Annotated in this window: 23 protein-coding genes; 16 read left to right on the top strand and 7 right to left on the bottom strand. The window is 37.5% G+C overall.

The window, feature by feature from the left end; genetic code table 11:
• Positions 1-10: 10 nt before the first annotated feature.
• The 3 genes from MHH37_RS19630 to MHH37_RS19620 form a co-directional block, all read right to left on the bottom strand.
• Positions 11-1,027: an inorganic phosphate transporter gene (locus MHH37_RS19630; RefSeq protein ID WP_008405850.1), complete on the bottom strand. Its 1,017-nt coding sequence runs from the start codon at positions 1,025-1,027 to the stop codon at positions 11-13.
• A 19-nt stretch (positions 1,028-1,046) separates the two neighbouring features.
• On the bottom strand, positions 1,047-1,667 hold the full coding sequence (locus MHH37_RS19625; RefSeq protein ID WP_340802677.1) for a DUF47 domain-containing protein: 621 nt from the start codon (positions 1,665-1,667) through the stop codon (positions 1,047-1,049).
• Between the two features lie 202 nt (positions 1,668-1,869).
• Complete coding sequence (locus tag MHH37_RS19620) at positions 1,870-3,033, bottom strand: SAM-dependent methyltransferase (RefSeq protein ID WP_342574335.1); 1,164 nt, start codon at positions 3,031-3,033, stop codon at positions 1,870-1,872.
• Between the two features lie 320 nt (positions 3,034-3,353).
• On the opposite strand from MHH37_RS19620, the gene hflX reads away from it, so the two are divergent.
• The 11 genes from hflX to zupT all read left to right on the top strand — a co-directional run bounded on the left by hflX (position 3,354) and on the right by zupT (position 15,072).
• A complete protein-coding gene (hflX, locus tag MHH37_RS19615; RefSeq protein ID WP_342574334.1) occupies positions 3,354-4,634 on the top strand; it encodes a GTPase HflX in 1,281 nt (426 codons plus the stop codon).
• Between the two features lie 316 nt (positions 4,635-4,950).
• Positions 4,951-6,435: a peptide MFS transporter gene (locus MHH37_RS19610; protein ID WP_014822508.1), complete on the top strand. Its 1,485-nt coding sequence runs from the start codon at positions 4,951-4,953 to the stop codon at positions 6,433-6,435.
• 401 nt (positions 6,436-6,836) lie between these two features.
• Positions 6,837-7,670, top strand: a complete 834-nt coding sequence (locus tag MHH37_RS19605) for a GNAT family N-acetyltransferase (RefSeq protein WP_014822509.1) — start codon at positions 6,837-6,839, stop codon at positions 7,668-7,670.
• 50 nt (positions 7,671-7,720) lie between these two features.
• Complete coding sequence (gene menC, locus MHH37_RS19600; protein WP_342574332.1) at positions 7,721-8,830, top strand: o-succinylbenzoate synthase; 1,110 nt, start codon at positions 7,721-7,723, stop codon at positions 8,828-8,830.
• 277 nt (positions 8,831-9,107) lie between these two features.
• Entirely contained in the window at positions 9,108-10,064 is a 957-nt protein-coding gene (locus MHH37_RS19595; RefSeq protein WP_008405843.1) for an ABC transporter permease, read from the top strand.
• Positions 10,051-11,007, top strand: a complete 957-nt coding sequence (locus MHH37_RS19590; RefSeq protein WP_014822511.1) for an iron chelate uptake ABC transporter family permease subunit — start codon at positions 10,051-10,053, stop codon at positions 11,005-11,007. Before MHH37_RS19595 ends, MHH37_RS19590 begins: the two co-directional genes overlap by 14 nt.
• A complete protein-coding gene (locus tag MHH37_RS19585) occupies positions 11,004-11,771 on the top strand; it encodes an ABC transporter ATP-binding protein (protein ID WP_008405841.1) in 768 nt (255 codons plus the stop codon). The genes MHH37_RS19590 and MHH37_RS19585 overlap by 4 nt, the downstream gene beginning before the upstream one ends.
• A 184-nt stretch (positions 11,772-11,955) precedes the next feature.
• A complete protein-coding gene (locus MHH37_RS19580) occupies positions 11,956-12,993 on the top strand; it encodes a siderophore ABC transporter substrate-binding protein (protein WP_014822512.1) in 1,038 nt (345 codons plus the stop codon).
• A gap of 64 nt (positions 12,994-13,057) precedes the next feature.
• Positions 13,058-13,390: an antibiotic biosynthesis monooxygenase gene (locus MHH37_RS19575; RefSeq protein ID WP_342574329.1), complete on the top strand. Its 333-nt coding sequence runs from the start codon at positions 13,058-13,060 to the stop codon at positions 13,388-13,390.
• Positions 13,391-13,509: 119 nt separating this feature from the next.
• Complete coding sequence (locus MHH37_RS19570; RefSeq protein ID WP_342574328.1) at positions 13,510-14,103, top strand: phosphatase PAP2 family protein; 594 nt, start codon at positions 13,510-13,512, stop codon at positions 14,101-14,103.
• A 147-nt stretch (positions 14,104-14,250) separates the two neighbouring features.
• Positions 14,251-15,072 carry a zinc transporter ZupT gene (gene zupT / locus MHH37_RS19565; protein ID WP_014822515.1) on the top strand — a complete coding sequence of 274 codons (822 nt, stop codon included), beginning with the start codon at positions 14,251-14,253 and terminating at the stop codon, positions 15,070-15,072.
• A gap of 84 nt (positions 15,073-15,156) precedes the next feature.
• Here zupT and MHH37_RS19560 read toward each other — a convergent pair whose 3' ends face one another.
• The 3 genes from MHH37_RS19560 to thrC form a co-directional block, all read right to left on the bottom strand.
• Positions 15,157-15,804 (bottom strand): NAD(P)H-binding protein, encoded by a 648-nt coding sequence (locus tag MHH37_RS19560; RefSeq protein WP_008405832.1) that lies wholly within the window; start codon positions 15,802-15,804, stop codon positions 15,157-15,159.
• A gap of 167 nt (positions 15,805-15,971) precedes the next feature.
• Positions 15,972-16,871, bottom strand: a complete 900-nt coding sequence (gene thrB, locus MHH37_RS19555) for a homoserine kinase (RefSeq protein ID WP_342574324.1) — start codon at positions 16,869-16,871, stop codon at positions 15,972-15,974.
• Positions 16,868-17,926 (bottom strand): threonine synthase, encoded by a 1,059-nt coding sequence (gene thrC / locus MHH37_RS19550; RefSeq protein ID WP_008405828.1) that lies wholly within the window; start codon positions 17,924-17,926, stop codon positions 16,868-16,870. The genes thrB and thrC overlap by 4 nt, the downstream gene beginning before the upstream one ends.
• A 209-nt stretch (positions 17,927-18,135) precedes the next feature.
• On the opposite strand from thrC, the gene MHH37_RS19545 reads away from it, so the two are divergent.
• The 3 genes from MHH37_RS19545 (at position 18,136) to MHH37_RS19535 (ending at position 21,635) form a co-directional block, all read left to right on the top strand.
• Positions 18,136-19,368, top strand: coding sequence for an MFS transporter (locus MHH37_RS19545; RefSeq protein WP_008405826.1), 1,233 nt, complete (start codon positions 18,136-18,138; stop codon positions 19,366-19,368).
• Between the two features lie 350 nt (positions 19,369-19,718).
• Complete coding sequence (locus tag MHH37_RS19540; RefSeq protein WP_342574321.1) at positions 19,719-20,576, top strand: MurR/RpiR family transcriptional regulator; 858 nt, start codon at positions 19,719-19,721, stop codon at positions 20,574-20,576.
• Between the two features lie 132 nt (positions 20,577-20,708).
• The gene (locus MHH37_RS19535; protein ID WP_008405822.1) at positions 20,709-21,635 is read left to right on the top strand and encodes a manganese-dependent inorganic pyrophosphatase; all 927 of its coding nucleotides are present in this window, start codon (positions 20,709-20,711) and stop codon (positions 21,633-21,635) included.
• A gap of 21 nt (positions 21,636-21,656) precedes the next feature.
• Here MHH37_RS19535 and MHH37_RS19530 read toward each other — a convergent pair whose 3' ends face one another.
• A complete protein-coding gene (locus MHH37_RS19530) occupies positions 21,657-23,033 on the bottom strand; it encodes an FAD-dependent oxidoreductase (protein ID WP_008405821.1) in 1,377 nt (458 codons plus the stop codon).
• A gap of 160 nt (positions 23,034-23,193) precedes the next feature.
• Here MHH37_RS19530 and MHH37_RS19525 point away from each other — a divergent pair, with 160 nt between their 5' ends.
• Together MHH37_RS19525 and MHH37_RS19520 are read left to right on the top strand one after the other, a co-directional pair.
• Positions 23,194-23,898: a DsbA family oxidoreductase gene (locus tag MHH37_RS19525; protein ID WP_342574319.1), complete on the top strand. Its 705-nt coding sequence runs from the start codon at positions 23,194-23,196 to the stop codon at positions 23,896-23,898.
• A gap of 202 nt (positions 23,899-24,100) precedes the next feature.
• On the top strand, positions 24,101-24,739 hold the full coding sequence (locus MHH37_RS19520; RefSeq protein WP_008405818.1) for an FMN-dependent NADH-azoreductase: 639 nt from the start codon (positions 24,101-24,103) through the stop codon (positions 24,737-24,739).
• The last annotated feature ends 56 nt before the right edge of the window (positions 24,740-24,795 follow it).

Below are 24,795 nucleotides of genomic sequence, written 5' to 3'. Positions count from 1 at the left end.
GCCCTCTTTTTTAAAAGAATAGATTTAATACTGTATAGATAATTGCTGCCATCACAGCAGAAATAGGCATTGTAATAATCCAAGTTGTGACAATTTTACGAGCCATACCCCAGTTTACGCCTTTTACATTTTGTGCTGAACCAACACCCATAATTGCAGATGAAATAACATGTGTTGTTGATACAGGCAAGTGAATTAATGTCGCACCGAAAATGATGGATGCAGAAGCAATGTCCGCAGCGGCACCGTTTACAGGACGGATTTTCATGATTTTACCGCCAACTGTTTTAATGATTTTATAGCCACCGATCGATGTACCAAGACCCATTGCTAAAGCACAGGCAAAACGTACCCAGCCTTGTACATCATCCGTTGTTTGCCAATTCGCTGCAATCAGTGCCATCGTAATAATACCCATTGCCTTTTGAGCATCGTTTGTCCCGTGGGTAAATGATTGAATGGCTGCAGTGAAAATTTGCATAATACGGAAGCCTTTATTTGTTTTATAAAGATTCATATTCTTAAAAATAAATTTCATTATTGTCATCATTAAATAACCGGCACAAATCGCAATGATTGGTGATGCTAATAAAGCAATAATAATTTTTGTGAATCCGCTATAGTTTAAAACCCCGACTCCAGATGCTGCAATGGCAGCACCTGCAATCGAACCGATCAATGTATGAGAAGAACTTGATGGAATTCCAAAATACCAAGTGACTAAGTTCCAGGTAATCGCCGATAATAGAGCGGCCAAAATAACAACAGAACCGATTAATGGTGCATCAGGTGTAGATAATGCAAACGGGTCAACAATATCTGACGCAATCGCCTTTGCAACACCTACGAATGTAATGGCACCCAAGAAATTCATAAATGCTGCCATGATTACCGCTACTCGAGGAGGTAGCGCACGTGTTGAAACGGATGTTGCAATCGCATTTGCAGTATCATGAAAACCATTAATGAAGTCAAATGCAAGTGCAAAAAAGACTACTAGGACGGTAATGATAAGTAGTGTATTCATTAAAAGGACTCCTCATTTATTACGCATTACGCATAATGATTGTTTCGATTGTATTAGCAACTGTTTGACAGTAGTCGGCAATTTCTTCTAGCTGCTCATAAATATCTTTGAATTTAATTAGACGAATAGGATCTTTTTCGTTTAAAAATAGTTTTTTAATAGAAGAACGTAATACTTCATCACATTCACGCTCATAATCTTTAATTAAAATGGCGTGCTGGCGCATTCCAACAAGATCTTTTTTGTTTAAAAGTTTCATCGCTTTAACGATTTCATCAGTAGATTTGGCGATATATGCTAGGAAATCACGCATTGATTCATCGATTTCTGTTAATGAAAACATTTCGAAATGTGCAATCGTACCTTCTGCGCCATCCAACACATCATCCATACGAATCGCTAATGATAAAATATCTTCACGCTCAATTGGTGTCATAAATGATTTATTAAGCATGACGATTAATTCATGAATTAATTTATCACCCGCTGTTTCGTATTGTTTCATACGAATGCTGATTTCCTTTAAGTCTGCAACCGTTTCAATGCGGAAATCATTTGCATAATGGATACCTTCACGCATATTTTCAGCAATTTTCAATAAGGCTGAGAAAAACGGATCTTGCTTCTTTGAACTAAACATGGAATTGCCTCCTGAATATATATAATTAAAATAATTTTAAAAATTAACCTCAATTATCATAACAAAAACTTAAAAAAATCTATACAAATTTTACTCTAACCTTATCAATCTTTACAATTCTGTAACAAAAGGAAAAGCTGAATAAGTAATCAATTTCGGTCACAAAATAGAGAAAATAAGACAAAGTGAGAAAACTATTTTGCTATAGAAGTAAATCCTGCAGCTCATTTTCTAGAAATGGCTTGGCATTTAAAAAGCGCACAAATTCATCGTACTTTAACCGCTGCTCACTCGTTGGCTTCTTACCGGTATGGTAAGCACGTATTAAAATATTCTTTGGTGTGTTTTCCATATCGATAAATTCCAGTAATTGAGTATCATAGCCGACAAGTGATAAAAGTTCAGCGCGAATTGAATCGGTAGCTAATGCTGCAAAGCGCTCCTTCACTAAACCATGCTGTGTCATAATTGATAGTGCTGGTACCTGCAGCTGACGGTTCAGCTCATGCTGACAACAAGGAACACTTAAAATAACTTTTGCGCCCCACCTTACTGCACGGGCTAATGCCATATCTGTCGCAACATCACAAGCATGAAGCGTTACGACCATATCTACAGCAGTTTCTTCATTGAAGTCATTAATATCCCCGACTAAAAACTGTAAATCTTCATATTGTAAATCAGCAGCAATCCGATTACATTCTTCGATTACTTCTTTTTTGAGGTCCAGGCCTGTGACATGAATATCAAGACCCTTTTCAATTTTTAAGTAATGATACAAAGCGAATGTTAAATAAGATTTACCTGAACCGAAATCTAAAATGCGAATCGTTCTGTCTTTCGGCAAATGGGCTAATGAATCATCGATAAACTCAACAAAGCGATTGATTTGTTTAAACTTATCGTATTTCTGTTTCTTTATTTTTCCGTCCTCTGTCTGCACCCCTAAGCGGACTAAAAACGGGTGAACACGGGAATCATCCAATAAATACTGTTTTTTTCGATTATGGGATAAGTTCACCTGTTTAACTGTTGTATTTTGATCGGATTTCCAAAGTACTTTATTTTTCTTAGAGAGTTGCACTTGCACTGTCTGCTCCTGAAACTCTGCATGTACTTGACGAAACTGTTCAAAGAGAGCATCAAGCTTTACAGCTAAATCTTCAATTGTAATATTTTCATGTTTTAAAATGCGCTCATATTGAAATTCCAGCTGGATCATATAGTCTCCGCGAATCTCTACCGGCTTGAGTTTGACCCGTTTTAGGTCATTGGACTTCTGACGTGGTTGGCTAATTGTTGCCTGAAGTAGTGTTTTATTAGAAATGAGTGCATGAAGCTGCACTTTCATTTGTTCAAATTTCATAAAAACCGCCTTTTCTTTTTCATCAATTACGCCTCGGCGTATTTGCGTCCAGATTTTTTGAAGCTCACAGGATATGGGTCAATCAGCCGTTGTCACATGATGTGACGTATTTAGGCTGACTTCATTTTCCTTAAAAAAATCCGTGACATCTGCCGGGGCTTTTCTTCATTCATCACTCACCAGCGAAAGGTGAGTGATGAATGAAGAAAAATAATTGTTCTTATAGTATCATAATGCGCTTATATGCTGTCATTGTACAGGCTTTTGAATTGTATGTTACGATGGGAAAAAACTATAGATAGTAGCAAGGAGGCAAAAATTTGAAAGATGTTGAAGTATTGATTGAACGCGGTGTATTAGTTGGCGTCAATTTACAAAAGGATGAGCATTTCGATTATTCAATGGAAGAATTGGCGAATTTAGCACAAGCCTTAGATGTAGAAGTTGTCGGTATGGTGACGCAAAATCTGGAACGGGTCACACCTTCACATTATGTAGGCACAGGGAAGATTGAAGAAATTAAGGCGTTCTTTGATGAAACAGATGCCAACATTGTTATTTTTAATGATGAGCTCTCACCATCGCAAATCCGTAATTTAGAACGTGATTTACAATGTAAAGTAATTGATCGCACAATGCTGATTTTAGATATTTTCAGTCGCCGTGCAAAAACGCGTGAAGCGCAATTACAAGTAGAGCTCGCTCAATTACAGTATATGCTCCCGCGCCTAGTTGGGCTCCATGCATCATTATCCCGTCAAGGGGGAGGAACAGGCGGCGGCTTTAAAAACCGTGGTGCAGGGGAAACGAAACTTGAACTTGACCGCCGTAAAATTGAAGATCAGATTTCGAAAATCAAGAAAGAGTTAGAAGTAGTTAAAGAGCAGCGTGAAACACAGCGTAAACAACGCCGTAAAAATGCAGTGCCTGTCGTATCAATTGTAGGTTATACAAATGCAGGGAAGTCCACGATTATGAACCAGTTACTTGCAAAGGCAGGGCAAGATGATACAAAGCAAGTGTTTGAAAAGGATATGTTGTTCGCAACACTTGAAACTTCGGTCCGCAATATTGACCTGGAAGATAACAAATCCTTTTTACTGACTGATACGGTTGGTTTTGTTAGTAAATTGCCGCATCATTTAGTAAAAGCCTTCCGATCGACATTGGAAGAAGCACGAGAATCCGACCTGTTGCTGCATGTTGTCGATGTTTCTAATGAGGAATACCGATTTATGATGGATGTAACGAATGAGACATTAAAAGCAATTGATGTTGAAAATATTCCTACTGTATATGTATACAATAAATCCGATTTGGCTGATATAGAATATCCGTTAGTTAGCGGAGATAATATTTGGCTTTCTGCGAAGGAAGATGTAGGACTTGAGGAGTTACTTCAGTTAATTCGTCAGCAAATTTTTGCTAATTATATAACGTGTCAAATGCTTATTCCATATAATCAGGGCGGAATTGTTTCCTATTTAAATGAGCAGGCAACCGTTCTGGAAACGGAGTATGAAGAAGAGGGTACATTATTGACGCTTGAACTTAAAGAAGCGGATTATCAAAAGTATGAAATTTATGTAATTAAGCAATAATATAAACAAAAGACTAAAGTACATTGCAGTCACATTGTACTTTAGTCTTTTTCTATATTAATGAAAATTTATTTTTCTAAGGAAAAGTCAAAATAATTTCATTACTGAATTAATTGATTTATAATACAAAAATCTTGATGTGAAGATCCGTTTTATTTATCTGAAAATATAGAAAAAACATAAAATTATAACATTTTGATTATTTGTTGATTTTAATCAACTATTAGGCTAAAGTGTTCAAGTATATTATTTCAAATGTCAGACAACAGACGACAGAGTTTATTGTCAGAATATTTATTAATCGGGAGGATTTCAAATGTATTCAAAAGAAGAAATCGTGAAGTCCGTTCCTCAAACTGGTTTTGTCGGTCAACCTAAAGGGTTGTTTACACTATTCTTTACAGAGTTTTGGGAACGTTTTTCATATTATGGTATGCGTGCCATTCTACTATTCTACATGTATTACGCAGTTAAAGATGGTGGATTAGGATTAGATCGTACGCAAGCAAACATCATCATGTCGATTTACGGTTCATTAATCTACATGTCAGGTATTATTGGCGGGTGGATCGCTGACCGAATTACTGGTATGCGTAAAGCGATATTCTACGGCGGAATATTAATTATGATTGGTCATATATTATTGGCCTTGCCGCTTGGTGTAACAGCCTTATACTTATCAATGTTCTTTATTATTATTGGTACTGGTTTATTAAAACCAAACGTTTCATCGGTAGTTGGTGACTTGTATGCGGAAAATGATGCACGTCGTGATTCAGGATTCTCTATTTTCTATATGGGTATCAACATGGGTGGCTTCCTGGCACCGTTATTAGTTGGGTTATTCCAAAAGAACTGGGGCTTCCACGCAGGATTCAGTGTTGCTGCGGTAGGTATGTTCATCGGTTTAGTTGTTTACTTAATGTCACAAAAGAGCCTTGGTTTAGCAGGTTCTGTAGCACCAAACCCACTTTCTGATAAAGAGAAGAAAACGACGACTCGTAACTTCACAATCGGTGGTTTAATTATTGTGATTTTAGGTTTCGTAGCTTACCAAACAGGTAACGCTAGCATTGAAAACTTCTCATTGTTAATTACATTCTTAGGTGTAATGATTCCTACGCTATTTATTATTTATATGTATCGTAGTCCAAAAACAAATGCAGACGAAAAATCTCGTCTATTAGCTTATATCCCATTATTTATCTGTGCGGTAATGTTCTGGGCAATTGCTGAACAATCTTCAACAGTTATTGCAACATTCATTGATACACGTACAAACTTAAATTTATGGGGCTTTGAAATTCCAGCTGCATGGTTCCAGTCATTTAACCCGTTATTCATCATCGTTCTAGCGCCAATGTTTGCGATTATGTGGACGAAATTAGCGGATCGCGGACCATCTACTCCAAAGAAATTTGCTTTATCTTTATTCTTTGCAGGTATTTCATTCTTCGTAATGATCGCAGCAATCGTTTTAACTCCGGAAGATACGTTAGTAAACCCACTTTGGGTTGTATTCTCAATCTTCCTGTTAGTATTAGGTGAGCTATTGCTGTCACCGGTTGGTCTATCAGCTACAACGAAATTGGCTCCAGCTGCATTCGCAGGACAAACAATGGCGTTATGGTTCTTAGCTTCAGCTGCTGCACAAGCAATTAACGCACAGTTAGTTCGAGTTTATGGAATTGTATCTGAAACAACTTACTTCGGTGTATTAGGTGGTTTATCGGTAGTATTAGGTGTTATTATCCTCCTAATCTCGCCAATCATCTCTAAAGCAATGCGCGGTATTAAGTAATTATCAAACCTTTATTTGCAGAAATTCTGCAAATAAAGGTTTTTTCTTTTGGTCAATAAGGAATAATAAAAGTTAACTACTTAAAAAGGTAGTATGTGGTATATAATGGGATTGGGATGATACTTATCAAAGCGCTAAGAAATCTTTGAGTAAGGAAGTATCGATTCTTCACATTAACTTCTTTCAGCAAGTTGTCAAAAACATTTGCCGAAAGAGACCTGCTTGGGTTAAATTCGCTACATTTGGTCGAAAATAACCGGGTAACCGATATATGTAGAACATTCCCGATGGTTACACGTCTTTTTCAGAAATCATGGTAACATAGCATGATTGAGGAGAGAACTAAGTAAAGCAAGGCGTTTTTAAGTATGAAGAAAAGTAACTATAGGGGAGGCAGAATTATGTTAGAATCAGTGACGATTAAAGAGTTAACGACAATTGAACAAATTGAAGAGGCACGTAAGCTAGAGCATGAAATTTGGGCTGTTGGCAGCATTCCGGTACATCAGACAATTGCGACGATTCGCAATGGCGGGATTGTACTTGGTGCATATTTAAATGATGAAATAATTGGTTTTAACTATAGTTGCCCTGGATATATGGATGAGAATATATACTTATATTCCCATATGATTGGTGTGAAACGTAATTATCGTGAGCTAGGCGTTGGAGAACTTCTTAAAAATTACTTAAAGGATATCGCTATAGAGCGCGGTTATAGAACTTGCCGCTGGACATTTGACCCTCTTGAAGCACGCAGCGGATTTTTAAACTTTTCAAAATTGCGTAGTTACAGCGATACTTATATAGAAAATTGCTACGGGGAAATGGAAGATCCGTTCAATCGAGTACTGCCTACAGATCGTCTTTGTGTAGAATGGCAACTTGTAGATAATGATTACTTACGCTGGGATGCGAAAGTGGAAGAATTACTGGATGAAGCAAAGCCGGTAGTAAATTGGGAAGAAAATATGGTAGGCCTTCCGACATTGGATCCGGAGCAAAGATTCAAAAAAGAAGAGTCACTTATCCATGATGCCTATCTGTTACCTATCCCTACGAACTTCCAGAAAATCAAAGTGGAAAGTGTCTCTTTAGCAGAAGATTGGCGCTATAAAACAAGACACATTTTACAGGCAATGTTTGATCAAAATTATAAAATAATTTATTTAAACAAAATAGATGATAATATTAGCCATTACTTACTTGTAAAGCGTTCATTATTTGCTCTTTAGCATCAATTAGTGAATGATTCCGCGGCTGAATATTATTAGGAGCAACAAATATGAAATTAGTAAAAGTAACAATTCATGAACTAGTGATGCGAATGAAAACCCCATTTACGACAGGCTTAGGTACAATGCAAGACAAGCGTTTTTTAGTTATTGAGGCGACAGATGAAAGTGGTGTAGTCGGTTGGGGCGAGGGGGTTGCATTTGAGGAGCCTTCCTATACAGAAGAAACATTTAAAACTTCGCTTCATTTATTGGAGGATTTTTTAATCCCTGCATTGCTTGGGAAAGAATTAAAGCATCCGGATGACGTGTATGAAATATTCCGTCCGATTCGACGCAATAATATGGCGAAAGCGTCGATTGAAGGAGCGGTGTGGGATATTTATGCTCAATTGACGAACCAATCGTTGGCATCGGCTGTTGGAGGAGTCCGGGAAAAAATTGAAGTAGGAATCAGCATCGGTTTACAGCCTACAGATGAACAGCTGATCCAAACGATTCAGCAGTTTTTGGATGAAGGCTATAAACGAATTAAAGTAAAAATTAAGCCAGGCAAAGATATTGAGCTGATCCGAACAATTCGGCAGGCATTCCCGGTAATTCCTTTAATGGCAGATGCAAACTCTGCGTATACATTAGATGACATCGATCGTTTAAAAGAGTTGGATGCATTTAATTTAATGATGATTGAACAGCCATTAGCGCATGATGACATAATCGATCATGCACTATTGCAAAAACAAATAAAGACACCGGTTTGTTTAGATGAGAGTATTACTTCATTAGACGACACGAGAAAAGCGGTTCAACTTGGCAGCTGTCGGGTGATAAATATTAAAATTGCGCGAGTTGGCGGTATTAGCGAAGCAAAGCGTATCCATGACTACTGTATGGAACACAATATTCCTGTGTGGTGTGGAGGAATGCTGGAAGCGGGTATCGGCCGCGCACAAAATGTTGCACTGACAAGTCTTGCAAACTTTATAATGCCTGGAGATACCGCTGCTTCTGAACGTTATTGGCATGAAGATATTATTCAACCTGAAGTAACCGTTACAGATGGCTACATTACTGTTCCAAAGTCAAAAGGGCTTGGCTATAATGTGAATCGCGAAGCATTAAATAAGTATAGTGTAAGTAAAAAAACATATCGATTATAAATGTAAGGCCACAATTTTTAATAATTGTGGTCTTTTTTAATTTGAATTTTCTTCCTATTAATAAAGAGAAAGGATGCGTAATTAAAGCGGAGAAACGCTCTAAAAGTACATTTTTCAGTCTATTCTTCTTTTAAAATAACTTATTATAAATTGTCTGTTTGATTTTCATTATTAGCAATTATATAATGATGTAGGGAAAGAGATGATTCTCATTTTCATTTAGCATTTACGTAATATATAGAGGTATAAAATATATAAAGAATAGTGGGAGAATGAAATGAGACTTTGGATGCTCGTAGTAGCGACCATCGTCCTGTCCTTTTTATCATTGTTTATCGGAGCTATCGACATTAAGCCATCTGATTTATTGGATTGGGATTCAGATAAAATGCAAATTTTCTTAATGAGTCGAGTACCGCGATTAATGGCAATTATACTTGCTGGGGCAGGGATGGGTATTTCAGGATTAATTATGCAAAGCTTAAGCCGTAACAAATTCGTATCGCCGACAACGTCTGGTACGCTTGATGCGGCAAAGCTAGGTATTGTTGTATCAATGATATTTTTTACAAGTGTTGGGTATATGGAGAAAATTATATTCAGCTTTACATTTGCACTGATCGGTATGATGGTTTTCATGCGTCTTCTTGAAAGCATTAAATTCAAGGACGTTATTTTTGTACCTCTTATCGGGATTATGTATGGGAATATTATTGGTGCCATTTCAACATTTCTTGCGTATGAGGCGGATGTGCTGCAAAGTGTAGATACATTCTTTCTAGGAAGTTTTACACTTGTTGTATCAGGTCGCTATGAATTGCTTTATGTAGCGGTGCCTGCAATTTTCCTTGCGTATTTATATGCCAATAAGTTTACAGTTGCTGGCATGGGTGAAGATTTCGCCAAAAATCTTGGCTTAAGCTATCGTACCGTATTGAATCTTGGTTTAGTACTAGTAGCGATTATTTCCACTACAGTTGTCTTAACGGTAGGGATTATACCTTTCCTAGGATTAATCGTACCGAACTTGGTTTCATTATATATGGGAGACAATTTACGTAAAACAATTCCGCATACAATCTTCTTAGGTGCAGCATTCCTATTAATGTGTGATATTTTAAGTCGTTTAATTGTATACCCGTTTGAAATTCCCGTAAACACAACGGTTGCGGTAATCGGCAGTGCGATCTTCTTAGTAATGTTATTTAGGGGGAAAGCATATGCGAAAAAATAGTACGAAGTTGATTTTCTTAGCAATTATCGCACTGGTATGTATTGCGTTATTTGCTTTTTACAATATTCAGGGCGGTTTCAGTTATGCCTTTCCAAAGCGATTAGAGCGAATAGCAGCAATGGTAATTACAGGAACGGCGATTGCATATGCGACCGTTACATTTCAGACGGTTACACATAACCGTTTACTGACACCATCTATGATGGGTGTCGATTCGATGTATGAAGTAGTGCAAACGATTATTTTCTTCTTTGCAGGCTCTGCGTCAATATTTGTAGTAAGTCGTTATTTAAACTTTGGTTTATCAATTTTGGCGATGGTAATTTTCGCACTGATTTTATACCGTTTCTTATTCCGGGCAGATAAACATCCGATTTTCCTACTTTTACTTGCAGGAATGATAATCGGAACATTACTCGGCAGTTTTGTAACATTTTTACAAGTAATAATTGACCCTGTAGAATATGAAAGCTTACAGACACGACTGTTTGCTAGTTTCATGAATGTGAAAACAGAGCTGCTATTTATTGCTGTCATTATTTTAGGGGCTTCATTTATCTACGGTTACCGTTTATTGCGTGATTTAGATGTCATGTCACTAGGTCGGGAGAATGCAATAAACTTAGGTGTAAATTATGATAGAATAGTATTGAAAGTATTAATTTTATCTTCTGTTTTAATTGCAACATCTACTGCACTTGTTGGTCCGATTACATTTTTAGGGTTAATCGTTTCTAACTTGGCATATCAGTTTTTTGCTACGTACAAGCATTCCGTTTTAATAGTGGGTGCGAGTTTAATAAGTATAATTGCACTTGTCGGTGGGCAGTTCTTAGTACTGCATGTATTCCAGTTAAGTACAACGATCAGCGTTATTATTAACTTTGTCGGTGGACTTTACTTTATTTACCTAATACTGAAGGAAAGTAGGAAAGCAGGATGATTGAAATTAAAGGGCTTTCTAAAAGCTTTGGAAAAAAACCGGTTGTTGAGGATGTCTCATTAACTATTCAGCCGAAAGCAATTACTTCGTTTATTGGACCGAATGGAGCAGGTAAATCTACATTATTATCAATGGTAAGCCGGTTGCTTGATGCAGATACAGGTGAAGTATTTTTAGATCAAAGTGATGTGAAAAAAATGAAGTCCAATGATTTTGCGAAACGCGTTGCTATTTTACGTCAGTCAAATCATTTAAATGTGCGTTTAACAGTTCGTGAGCTTGTATCATTTGGCCGTTATCCATATTCGAAAGGTCGTTTGACTCCAGAAGATGAGCAGCATATCGACCGTGCAATTGAATATATGACACTTGGTGAAATGGAACATAAGTTTTTGGATGAATTATCAGGTGGTCAAAAGCAACGTGCTTTTATCTCGATGGTAATCGCTCAGGATACAGAATATATTTTACTGGATGAGCCTTTAAACAACTTGGATATGAAGCACTCTGTTCAAATTATGAAAATTTTACGCAAGCTTGTTGATGAGTTGGGCAAAACAGTAGTAATTGTTTTACATGATATTAACTTTGCTTCAGTATATTCAGATCGGATTGTTGCATTGAAAGATGGACGCCTTGTAAAAGATGGTCCAACAAATGAGATTATTAACTCTGAAGCATTACGAGAAGTATATGATATGCATATTCCGGTGCAGGAACAAGATGGCTGTCGTATTTGTGTATATTTTAATTCACATAGTTAAATAAAAATACGGATAAATGCATGGGCTTTGCTCGCTTATGCATTTATTTTGTAAATTTAATTGAGAATGAATATTAGTTTCAGAATATTCATTGACAACTATAGACAGTTGATTTACACTAACGTTAGTTAATTGAAAACGATTATCACTCTCGCTTGAGAGTATTTTAGGAGGAAAAGTAACAATGAAAAAGTGGAAATTTTTAACGGCAGCAGCATTAACATTAATGTTAGCAGCTTGTGGTTCAGACGAAGAAACATCTACGAAAGATGAAGCGAACGAACCAGCTAAAACAGAAGAAACAACTTCATCTACGGAAGCTCCAGCTTTCCCAATGACAGTATCTCCATTATCAGCGGGTAGTGAAACAGAAGACGGTAAATCCCTTACTTTTGAAGATGTAACATTTGAAGAAATGCCAAAAAACATCGTAGTATTTGACTACGGTTTCTTAGATACACTTGATGCATTAGGTGTTGAAGGTATAGTTGGTATCGCTGCTAACGGCGGTAAAGGTAACTTCCCTGAGCATTTAAAAGAAAAATATTTAACTGATTCAATTACTGATGTTGGTTCTTTAAAACAGATCGACTTCGAAAAAGTAGCAGCTGCTAACCCGGATGCAATCTTCATCTCAGGTCGTCAAGGTTCTTTCTATGAAGAATTAAAAGAAATTACACCAAACGTTGTATTCATCGGTTCTGATAACTCAAACTATGTAGAAGGTGTATACGAATCAGTTGACTTAGCTGCTGAAATCTTCGGAAAACAAGAAAAAGCTGAAGAGTTAAAAGCTGCATTACAAGAAAAAGTTGACGCTGTAAAAGAAAAAGCAGCTGGCTATGAAAATGCATTAGTAGCAATGTACAACGACAAAAAAATCTCTGGTTTCGACAACGGTGAAGATTCTCGTTTCGCATATGTATACAATGACTTTGGTTTCAAACCATCAACAACTGATATCAAAGCTTCATCACACGGTTCTGACTTCTCGTATGAGTCAATTCTTTCTGTAGACCCAGAAGTATTATTAATCATCGACCGTACAGCATCTGATGTAGAAACAATCAAAGCTGACATCGAAAACGATATCATCAAACAAACGCGTGCTTACAAAGAAGGCAAAATCGTTTACCTTGATGGCGTAAACTGGTACTTCTCTTCTAACGGTGTAACAACTGAAGCAGAAAAATTAGATGAAATCTTAAACGAATTAAAATAATATAATTAAAGATGGCATGTCTCTCAAGTAGAGGCATGCCTTTTTAAAAGAGAGGGGAATTAAAATGTTCGTACAAATTCGCAAATGGATCGTAACAGAAGGAAACTCGCTTAAAATTATCGAGCGCTTTAGCAAAAAACCTGGTCAAGGTCCATCGATGCTTGAACAACGCGAAGGATTTATTGGCCGTGAACTGCTTGTAAAAAATGTGCGACGTGGTGAAGAGGAAGTTGTAGTGATTATTCGTTGGGAATCGGAGGATGCATGGAAAGCCTGGGAGAAGAGCCCGGAGCATATTGCGGGCCACAAAGCAAAAATCAAAGAGCATGGCGGTAAACCACCTAAACCGGATTTCGTTATTTCAATGGAGCACGGAAATTACACAGTTGTAGAATAATGAATGTTTAAGAGGGAATCTACTTTGCAGAGTTTTTTAGCGAAGTGGATTTTTATTTTTTGTATACTACATATAATAATAGTGAAGTAACAGTTCGTATAAGGAAAGTAGGTTATCGTTTGAATAAGAAAGTTTCGATTTTTGCATTCGTTACATTGCTGGTGTTTATTATTATTGCACTGAATTTTGATATACCAAGCTTCGAGGCATTTGATATGAAAATCCGCTCTTTATTATTTGGTAATAATTTCATTATTTTATTTCATTATTTAGGAGAAATAAAGTTTGTCATAGTTGCAACCGTTATTATCTTGCTGTATTTGGCAATCTTTAAAAAAGATTTTCGCGGTGTGCTCTTTGTGCTTCTTACAGTTGGGGTTGGAAATGGGCTGAATCAGCTTTTAAAGCGTATTTTTTCACGACCACGTCCGGAAATTGAAGATCAGCTTACTTCATTTAGCTTTCCTTCAGGACATGCGCAAATCAGTGTAATGTTCTTTTTAACGCTCGCATATTTGATTTCGAAATGGCTGAAAAATAAAAGTTGGAAATTTATTACATACAGTGTAATGCTAGTCCTTATTTTTTTCATAGGTTTATCACGTATAGCGGAAGGTCGCCACTATGCAACGGATGTTATAGCAGGGTGGAGTATCGGGTATACTTGGTTTGTCCTATGCGTATTATGGTATGAGTCAAAAAAGAATAAATAGTAGTATTGGGATTCCTGATGAATAGGAATCCCTTTTTTTAGTATTTGGTTTGGTTACCCTCACAAGATGTTTCCCGCTTAAAAAAAGTTGCACATAGGAAACATTGTGCGTATAATATGAGAAAAGATTATAATGAAGGAGAATTGTATGGATGAGAATGTATTATTAGCGTTAGGCTTAACATTATTTGCAGGGCTTGCTACAGGTATTGGCAGCTTGATCGCGTTTTTTACAACACGCACAAATAAAAGGTTTCTTTCAGTTGCATTAGGCTTTTCAGCAGGTGTTATGATTTATGTATCACTTGTAGAGATTTTTGTAAAAGCGAAAGACGCTTTAGTTAACGTTCATGGGGAGACAGTAGGATATTGGTACACAATCATCGGCTTTTTCGGGGGGATGCTTTTAATTGCCTTAATCGACCGGTTTATTCCAAAGGGGAGAAACCCGCATGAGGTAAAGTCTGTAGAAGATGTACAAAAGGCTCAATTAATCGGAAATGAAGATGTAGAAGCAGACCGGTTAATGAAAATGGGTTTATTTACAGCGTTGGCAATCGCGATTCATAACTTTCCGGAAGGTATTGCGACATTTATGGCGGTATTGCAGGACCCGAATGTCGGAGTAGCGATAGCAATTGCTGTAGCCATTCATAATATTCCCGAAGGTATTGCGGTAGCTATTCCTATCTTTTATGCAACAGGGAAGCGTATGAAGGCATTTAAATGGTCGTTCGCCTCTGGTTTATCAGAGCCGCTCGGTGCGTTTATTGCCTACTTAGTACTAATGCAATTTATGACAGATACATTGTTCGGTATTGTTTTTGCTGGTGTTGCAGGTATTATGGTATTTATTTCGATTGATGAGCTGCTGCCGGCTGCTAAAAAATATGATGAAGCCCATTCTTCAATTTATGGATTAATAGCAGGTATGGCAGTTATGGCGATCAGTTTAGTGATGTTAACTTAATTTCTCCACAAAAAAACCAGCATCTCCTATTGGGAACATGCTGGCTTTTTATCGTGTCGAGGCCAGAAGCTTCGGCGCTATTTATTAAGATGCTGCTGTTACATTTTCAGATGCAACAGTAAATGTTGTATTTGGGTATTCATTTTTTTCAATTTCATCGAGCAATGCGACAGCAAAATCAGCATAACTGATATAACTGTTAAATTGCGAGTTTACTAAAATTTTCTCTTCACCCTTAATATAGTGGCCGGTACGCGGTCCATCCGAATCGAACATTGCCGATGGAATGGCAAAGGACCAGTGGATTGAAGAGCTTTCCAAATCACGCAGATTCTGCAATTGAGCCTTTGCTGCGACAGCAAGGTCTTCCGGATAATCTTCGAGATCCATAAGGCGAACTGTTTTTTCGCGATCAACAAAAAGGCAGCCTGAACTCCCGATGACGAACAACTTTTTCTCTGTTCCTTCTAGTAAGGAAATTAAATGTTCACCAGCATCAACATGTAAATGTTCTTCCCCTGGTAGTGGAGCAAAAGCATTAATTAAGATATCGAAAGGAGCGATTTGTTCCTCTGTTAAATTAAACAGGTCGCTTTCAATGATGTTAATATTTTCTTCTTGAACTGTTGCCCTATTTTTTACAATCGCTGTCACATCAAAGTTTCTCATTATTGCTTCTCTTAAAATATGAGTTCCTGCCTTACCAGCAGCCCCAATAACTGCAATTTTCATAAACATTACCCCTTTCTAACAGTAGATTTATTAATATACCCAAATTTAAGGGGAATTATGCATAAAAGACAAAATTGTATAGAAAAAACAAAAAATGTACGTTATTCGTATATAGAAATAACGTACATTAAATACCCTTATAAAGAGCTTCATCTATTATTTTATTATTAATAAGCTGTGACAGTGGAGCCGGATGGTGAAGCAGTTGTCACTACGACTTGGTGTTCTGGAAACTGTTGTTGCATTGAGGAGGTAAACTGTTCGGATAAAGCAAGCGGGATCATCGAGATTAATGTTGGTCCGGCACCACTTAAAGCAGTTCCATATGCTCCGGCCTTTTTTGCTGCTTCGCGAATTTCTTTATAAGCAGGAATAAGGTTTGCTCGGAAAGGCTCATGGAAAAGGTCTGCTTCCATATAACGTCCGATTCGCTCATAATCCTTTGCAATCAGGGAAGCTGCTAGCATATTCGCATTGGCGCTCGCACGCACTGCATAGCTACGTTTCAGGTGCTCCGGTAAAACACCGCGTGATGCTGCTGTTTTAAGTTCGATATTCGGGATAAATACAACGAATGCTGCATCCATTTCCTGAATATGTAGTGTGTCGACAATTCCGGCTTCGTCCATTGAGGAAATCGTCAACCCGCCCAATACCGAAGCGGTTGCGTTATCAGGATGTCCTTCAATTTGAGATGAAATGTTCAGCTTATCCTGTTGCGATAATTTCAGATCCCCTAAAATATTGGCTAATTCAATAGCACCCACGATTGCTGCCGCGCTGCTGCCAATACCACGAGCAAGGGGAAGCTCGCTAGTCATCTCAACTTTACATGGAGGCAGCGTTGCATTATATTGCTGTGCTACCTGTTGTGCAATTGTATAAATTAAATGTGTGTCGACTGTCGTATCAGAAGGCACATTGTCACCAATATGCATAAATTCCCACTCATCTTGTAATGTGACATCCAATGTTAAATAGAGTGATAGTCCAAGGCCAATGGAATCAAATCCAGGGCCTAAATTTGCTGTACTGCCAGGAACTTTGATTTGCCACTTTTTACTCATAGACTAAATACGCCCTCGATATAATTACGGATTTCCTGCTCGTCATTTTGTAAAGAAACAAGGTCAACAGTTGAAACATTCATCGCTGTATCCGGGTCTTTTAAGCCGTTTCCAGTAAAGATTGTAACAACACGACTGCCTGCAGCAATTTTGCCGGCTTTTACAGATTTAATGACACCAGCTAATGAAGCAGCTGAACCCGGCTCCACAAAGATCCCCTCTTTGTTGGCAATTAGTTTATAAGCTTCTAAAATTTCTTCATCTGTTACAGCATCAATTAGACCGCCTGACTCATCACGAGCTGTTTCAGCGAACTTCCAGCTTGCTGGATTTCCGATACGAATCGCTGTTGCTACTGTTTCCGGATTTGCAATGGGAGCACCCTGCACGATTGCAGCGGCACCTTCTGCTTCAAACCCATACATTTTAGGAAGACCGCTTTGTTTTGCTTCATTATATTCTTTAAAGCCTTTCCAGTAAGCTGTAATATTCCCTGCGTTTCCTACAGGAATACATAAGTAGTCAGGTGCTTGACCAAGTTGGTCGACAATTTCAAACGCAGCTGTTTTTTGACCTTCAATACGATATGGGTTTACAGAGTTAACAAGCGCGATAGGAGTATTTTCCCCAATTTTGCGAACAATATTTAATGCATCATCAAAGTTACCGTCAATTTCAATAATCTTTGCACCGTACATGCATGCTTGTGCCAATTTTCCGAGTGCTACTTTGCCTTTTGGAATGACAACGATAGACTGAATGCCTGCACGTGCCGCATATGCCGCTGCAGCAGCGGATGTATTGCCTGTAGATGCACAAATAACAACTTTAGAACCTTCTTCAATTGCTTTTGCAACAGCAAATACCATACCACGGTCTTTAAAAGATCCGGTTGGGTTAGCGCCTTCGATTTTTCCGTATAACTCAATTCCGAGCTCTTTTGATAAATTTACTAACGGGATTAGTGGTGTATTTCCTTCATTTAGTGATAAAGCAGGTGTATTTTCAGTAACAGGTAGGTACTGTTTATATTCTTCGATAAGACCTTTCCACATAGATAATAAACTCCTTCTGTTCTCGCTAGGTGAACATTTGTTTTTGTATACAAGACATTTTATACCTATGTGTTTCTTATTTCAATAGGAATTGTTAAATTGTCGGAACAATTTGTTAAGTAAAAAAAATGTTGTCACTTTTAAGAAAGAAATGTATTATAATAATGTTGTTAAGTCAGGTGTAAAGACACATGGAAGGTGGAAAAGTAATGTCAGTGGGAACAAATGAACAAAAGCCCTTATCACGTAATAAACTTTTACGTATAGCAGGGGTTGGATGGATGTTCGATGCAATGGATGTTGGAATACTATCCTTTATCATTGCAGCACTTGCGGTTGACTGGGGATTGAATAGTAGTCAAATGGGTTGGATTGCAAGTGTAAACTCCATCGGTATGGCAGTAGGTGCGGTGTTATTTGGTGTACTTGCAGATAAAGTTGGACGTAAACAAATTTTTATGTGGACATTAATAATTTTCTCCGTTGCGAGTGGATTATCCGCTTTTACGACAACGTTAACGCTCTTTTTAATATTACGTTTCTTTGTTGGAATGGGGCTTGGCGGGGAATTACCGGTTGCTTCGACACTTGTATCTGAAAGCGTAAAAGCTGAAGAACGCGGAAGAGTTGTTGTTTTACTTGAAAGTTTTTGGGCTGGAGGCTGGCTAATTGCTGCGCTTATTGCCTATTTCGTTATACCGGCTGAATTTTGGCCACTTGAAGGCTGGCGAGTTGCATTATTAATTACGGCAATTCCTGCACTTTATGCAATTTATATAAGAATGAAATTACCGGACTCTCCACAGTTCAGGGTAAAAGAGGAATCGAAAAAACGTTCAGTATTTCAAAATATCGCAACATTATGGGAGAAAAAATATGCACGTTCTACACTAATGCTTTGGGTTTTATGGTTTGCAGTTGTATTTTCATACTATGGCATGTTTTTATGGTTACCAAGTGTAATGGTTGGCAAAGGATTTGATTTAATATCAAGTTTTAAATATGTATTAATTATGACTTTAGCCCAATTACCAGGTTATTTTACAGCTGCTTGGTTTATCGAAAAGTTTGGGCGGAAATTTGTATTAGTTACATATTTATTAGGTACTGCAGCAAGTGCCTTTGTGTTCGGTGGTGCAGAAACGATCGAAACATTATTAATTTCGGGTATGTTGCTTTCATTCTTTAACTTGGGAGCATGGGGTGCTTTATATGCCTATACACCTGAGCAATATCCGGCAATCGTACGTGGAACGGGAGCTGGTATGGCGGCAGCTATAGGTCGAGTTGGAGGTATTTTCGGTCCGTTATTAGTGGGGACACTGCTGACAAAAGGTTATGATATTAGCTTTATTTTCGCTATTTTCTGTGTAGCCATCGTTATTGGTGTATTAGCGGTTATTTTTTTAGGTAAAGAAACGAAGCAAACAGAATTACAATAGTTAAATGCCGAATGGCAATCCAAAGAGTATAATAAATAATAAGGACCTGTGCTATTAAAAAAGCGCAGGTCCCTTTTAATATGAAAAATATGTAAAAAAATACCTAATAGTTGAATGCGCTTAACAGGATTTTTAATAATAGTTCTTTTATAAACTATATATTTTACAAAAGTATGTCAATTTTCTATTTGAAATTTTATATTCTTTAGTATGCTAAAGTTTTTTCAGAAAACTCGTTGAATTCTATTATTATTCATGATAATGTATTTTTTATTATTAAGAATTTAGTGTAAGTAAAGTTACATAAATGTGTGAGAAAATATTTTATTGGATAAATAGAGGAAAGGGAGATGGAGAATTTGACTATTTGTGAAAATATTAAAAAGAAGTATATTCGCCTTTCTAAGGGGCAGCGGAAAGTTGCTCAGTTTGTTATGGATAATCCGAATATTGTGTGGACAAATACCGCTTCCGAAGTAGGAAGATTAGCGGATGTAAGTGAATCGACTGTAATAAGATTTTGCTACTCAATGGATTTAGCAGGTTTTAGTGAGCTCCAAGATAAACTGAAGGAATATTTAATGGAAAAAGGCGAAGCAAGCGAAGTTAAACAAGCGGTGCCTGTTAAAAAAATCCGAAATCACATTGGTGCAGACATTGTTAAAAATGACATCGCCAACATTTCAAAAACTTTCAATCAACTAAAAGAGCAGGATGTTGAAGAAGTTGTGCAAGTATTACATACAGCAAAAAAAATCCACTTTTTAGGTTTCAGACAATCGACACCAGTTGCATTTTGGATGTACAGCAATGTCAATAGGTTACGAGACCGCGTTCATTTTATTCCCCATGAGGCAGACAAAATTGCACAGCAGGTTGCATATATGGATGAAGATTCATTGCTTTTCATTATATCGCTTGATGAAGAGTATGAAGATATGGCGACAATAGTTGAAATTGCTAAAAGAAAAAATGTGAAAATTGTCGCAATCCGTAACAAAGAGCTTACTTCTCAAGATGAACCGGCTAACCTCGTACTCATCGTTCCTAATACAAAAGAATCCGGAAACACATGTACGATTGCGGTTTTCTCTCTTTTACATATATTAGTGGAATCGATGGTAGATCAAAATCCGCAACAATATGAGCAGTATACTAAAAACACAAAAAGCGCTTTGAATACATCAAATTTAATAGCAATCAGCTAAACTGTAAGGGCTAACCAATAGCCCTTACAGTTTTACTTTTTGCTAAGTAATGTTAGCAAATCTTCTGTTTTTCACTTTTAGATCGTTATGTTAAAATGAAGAGCGAAAAGCATTTAAATAGGAGGCTCACTCATGAGTAAAACATTAGTTTTTGGACATAAAAATCCAGATACAGATACAATTACTTCAGCAATTGTTTATGCATACTTAAAACAACAATTAGGTGTGGATGCAGAAGCAGTTCGTCTTGGAGAATTAAATAATGAAACAAAGTATGCACTGGAAAAATTCAACTTTGAAGCACCGCGTCTAATTGCGAACGTAAAAGACGAAGCGGCACATGTAATTTTGGTGGACCACAATGAGTTCCAGCAATCGGCAGATGGAATTGAAGACGTACAAATCACGGAAGTAATCGATCATCACCGTATTGCGAACTTTACAACAGCTGATCCGCTCTATTTCCGTGCGGAGCCTGTAGGTTGTACAGCGACAATTTTAAATAAATTATTTAAAGAAAATAATGTGGAAATTCCGGCTAATATTGCGGGTTTAATGCTTTCTGCAATTATTTCAGATACATTATTATTCAAATCACCGACATGCACAGAGCAAGATGTAAAAGCTGGTGAAGAATTGGCAGCCATTGCAAATGTTGATACTGCACAATATGGTTTAGCTATGCTAAAAGCAGGTGCGGACCTTTCAGATAAGTCATTGGAAGATTTATTGTCATTGGATGCAAAAGGCTTTGAATTTGGTGAATATAAAGCAACGGTTGCCCAAGTAAACGCAGTGGATATCGAAGACGTTCTTGGTCGCCAAGAAGAGCTTGAAAACTTATTGAACAAAAATATTGCGGATAACGGCCTTGATTTATTCTTCTTCGTTGTAACGGATATTTTAAACAATGATTCAACAGCAGTAGCAGCTGGACAAGTTGCCGAAGAAGCAGCGAAAGCCTTTGGTGCAACAATTGTTAACGGTCGCATCAGCTTGCCTGGCGTTGTATCACGAAAAAAACAAATCGTTCCAGTATTAACGGAAAACTTAAAATAAAAAATAAACCCGGTAACTCTTTTAAGAGTTACCGGATTTTTTCATTTTTAACGGATAGACGGCAGGGCCTTCGATGACTTCGCCTTTTGCGTTGTACCGGGATCCATGACATGGACAATCCCATGTATCATCAGCTACATTCCATCTTGTTTTACAGCCGAGGTGTGTACACTTAGGCGCATCCGGTCTGTCGATATAGCCTTTTACAAGCTCTTTTCCGATCATTCCGCCCGTTTGCAGCATAAAGTAAAAAGTCTTTCCGAAATTCGAACGGTCCGGTGAGAATAAAGCAGCTGCCGGGTTTGCAATTCTTTTAATAAGATCTGTAAGCAATGTTCCTGCAACAAGCGATGAGGAAAGCCCCCATTTATTGAAACCCGTTGCAATATACAAACTGTCATCGCTTGGGGAAAGCTGGCCGATGTAAGGAATTTGGTCTGCAGTCATAATATCCTGGGCACTCCAGCCATATTCATATGGAGGAAGTTCAAAATCTGTTGTTAGTTCATGCTGCAATGTATCGTAAAACGGGTCTGTATCACTTGTGGACCCTGCTGTATGCGATTGCCCGCCATAGATGAAGTACGGCTGATTATCGATAAGTGCCGTTCGAATTGTACGGCTTTGAGCATCAACGCTTAAATATTGCCCTTCTAACAGTTGTGAATATTTTGTTGCAGTTAAGTAGGACCGTTTAATTTGCAGCTTCATCGAATAAAGCTGGCGGATTGATTCAATCGGGTAATGTGTACATAAAATTAGCTTTTTATAATGGACAGTATGGTCATTGCTTGTATGAAGACAATTTTTGGACATTTCTAATTTAGTGACTCGTGTATTTAAATAAAGTTGTGCTCCATGTTTTCTTGCTAAATGAACATACGTATTTGTGAACTCGACAGGATTGATCTGACCTTCATTTTTAATGCCGAGCGCAAGTTCTACAGGAACCGAAAGTTCGATGTCCTTTGTTGCAACAAATGGAATCCCAATTTTTTTATAGCTTTCCGCCTCGTTTAAAAGCTGCTCTTTTCCTTGAGGGGTAGCTGTATAAACATAAGAAGTAGCTCGGGTAAAGCTGGTGCTACTTTCGGAAACAGCTTGTTCGATAGCCTGTTTATTTGCCTCGTAGTAAATTTTCCCGTCTTCTTCATTAAGTTTTGAGTAAATGACATTATGCTGTACTGTTAATTTCCCTGTAGAATAGCCTGTCGTACCTTGTGAAAACTGAGGCATTGCTTCAATTAGCACAACTTGCAGCCCCTCTTTAGCAAGTGAATAGGCTGTGTAAATACCGCTAATCCCCCCACCGATAATACAGATATCGCAGTTAATCGATTCTTGAAGTGTTGGAGCAGAAAATTCTGAATGTGTTGGAAGCCATAGAGATTGTTTCAAAATATCACCTTTTTATTTTTTAGCATTGGGTATTTGGCATTGATTTATTCAGTTATGCTACAAATTAAGTCATTACGCAACTAGTGGGGAGTAGAGAGTTTCAAACATTGTACTTTTGAATAATTGCTCGCTACAATACAAGACAAGGAGAGTGATGAGCATGAAAATCGAAGTATGGTCTGATTATGGATGTCCTTTTTGCTATATCGGCAAAAAACAGTTAGAAATCGCATTAGATGAACTTGGGTATGGAGATGCGATTGAAGTAGCATATAAAAGCTATTTATTGGATCCTTCCACACCAGTTGATACAACAAGCTCTGTCTATGAAGAATTGTCACGAAAATACCAGATTTCATTAGATGAAGTGAAGAAGATGACAGCAAATGTTACAGCACGTGCCAAAGAAGTAGGGCTTGAGTACAATTTTGATGAAATGAAAAGTGCCAACACTGTAAAAGCGCACCGTTTAGCGAAATGGGCTGAAACAGAAGGAAAAGAAAAAGAGTTCACCGAGCGTGTGTTAAAAGCCTACTTTTTAGAAGGTGAAGCAATCGGACAAACTGATGTGTTACTGACATTAGCAGAAGAAGTCGGGTTATCGGCTGAAAAAGCACGACAAGTGATTGAGAGCAATGAGTATTTGGAGCAAGTTGAGCAAGATATTGCGGTTGCTCAAAATCTTGGTGTACGAGGCGTACCTTTCTTTGTTATTGATAATAAGTACGGTATTTCAGGTGCACAGCCACAGGAAGTGTTTGAGCAAACAATCGAAAAGGCAGCACAGGAAATGGGATTACGTAAGCCTTTAAAAATGCAAGGTGTAGACGGGGCAGCGTGTACCGATGATTCTTGTGATATTTAAAAGCAATAAGATGAGTAAACTTACCCAGATTCGTATTTTTATATAAAACCGAAATGGGAATTCAGACTAAAGTATGAGAACAATCTAATTGATTTTTTTAGGTTGTTCTTTTATTATATAAAAGTACCTCGAATTTGAGATACTTTAAAACAAGATAAAATTGCAAAAATAAATAATATTAAAAATATTAGGGAGAATGAAAATGACAAACGTATTAGTAGTAAAAGCAAATAACCGCCCAGATGGCGTATCAACAAAAATGTATGAAACATTCATTGCTGAAGTAGCGAATAATGAAGGTTTAAACGTAACAACTTTTGACGTATTTGAAGAAAATATGCCATATTTCGGTCAAGAATTATTCAACGCTTTCGGTAAAGCACAAGCAGGCGAAGAATTATCAGCAATCCAAGAAGGTTCTTTAGCTGCTTTCAATAAGTCTCGTGAAGCATTAACAGCTGCTGATGTAGTAGTATTTGCATTCCCATTATGGAACTTAACAATCCCAGCTGCATTACAATCATTCATCGATTACACATACGGTGCTGGATATTCATTTAAATATAACGAACAAGGTCAATTAGTAAGCTTGATGACGGACAAAAAATATATCGTATTAAACGCTCGTGGCGGTATTTACTCAACACCACAAGCAAACGCATCAGAAATGTCAGTAAATTATATTAATGCAGTTATTGGTGGCGTATATGGCATGGAAAAAATCGATGAAGTTATTATCGAAGGTCATGCTTCAAATCCAGCGGGCGCTGAACAAATTATCGCTGACGGTCTAGAAAAAGTAAAAGCTGCAGCGCAAAATTTAGCAAAAGTAACAGCATAATTTATTATTCATATAGTAAAGAAGGGTAATTCACAAAGTTGTGAGTTCCCTTCTTT

The organism is Solibacillus sp. FSL K6-1781 (genome assembly GCF_038630735.1).
GTDB lineage: Bacteria > Bacillota > Bacilli > Bacillales_A > Planococcaceae > Solibacillus > Solibacillus silvestris.
The sequence above is the reverse complement of the archived record's forward strand: the minus strand, read 5'-3'. Positions and strand labels throughout refer to the sequence as shown.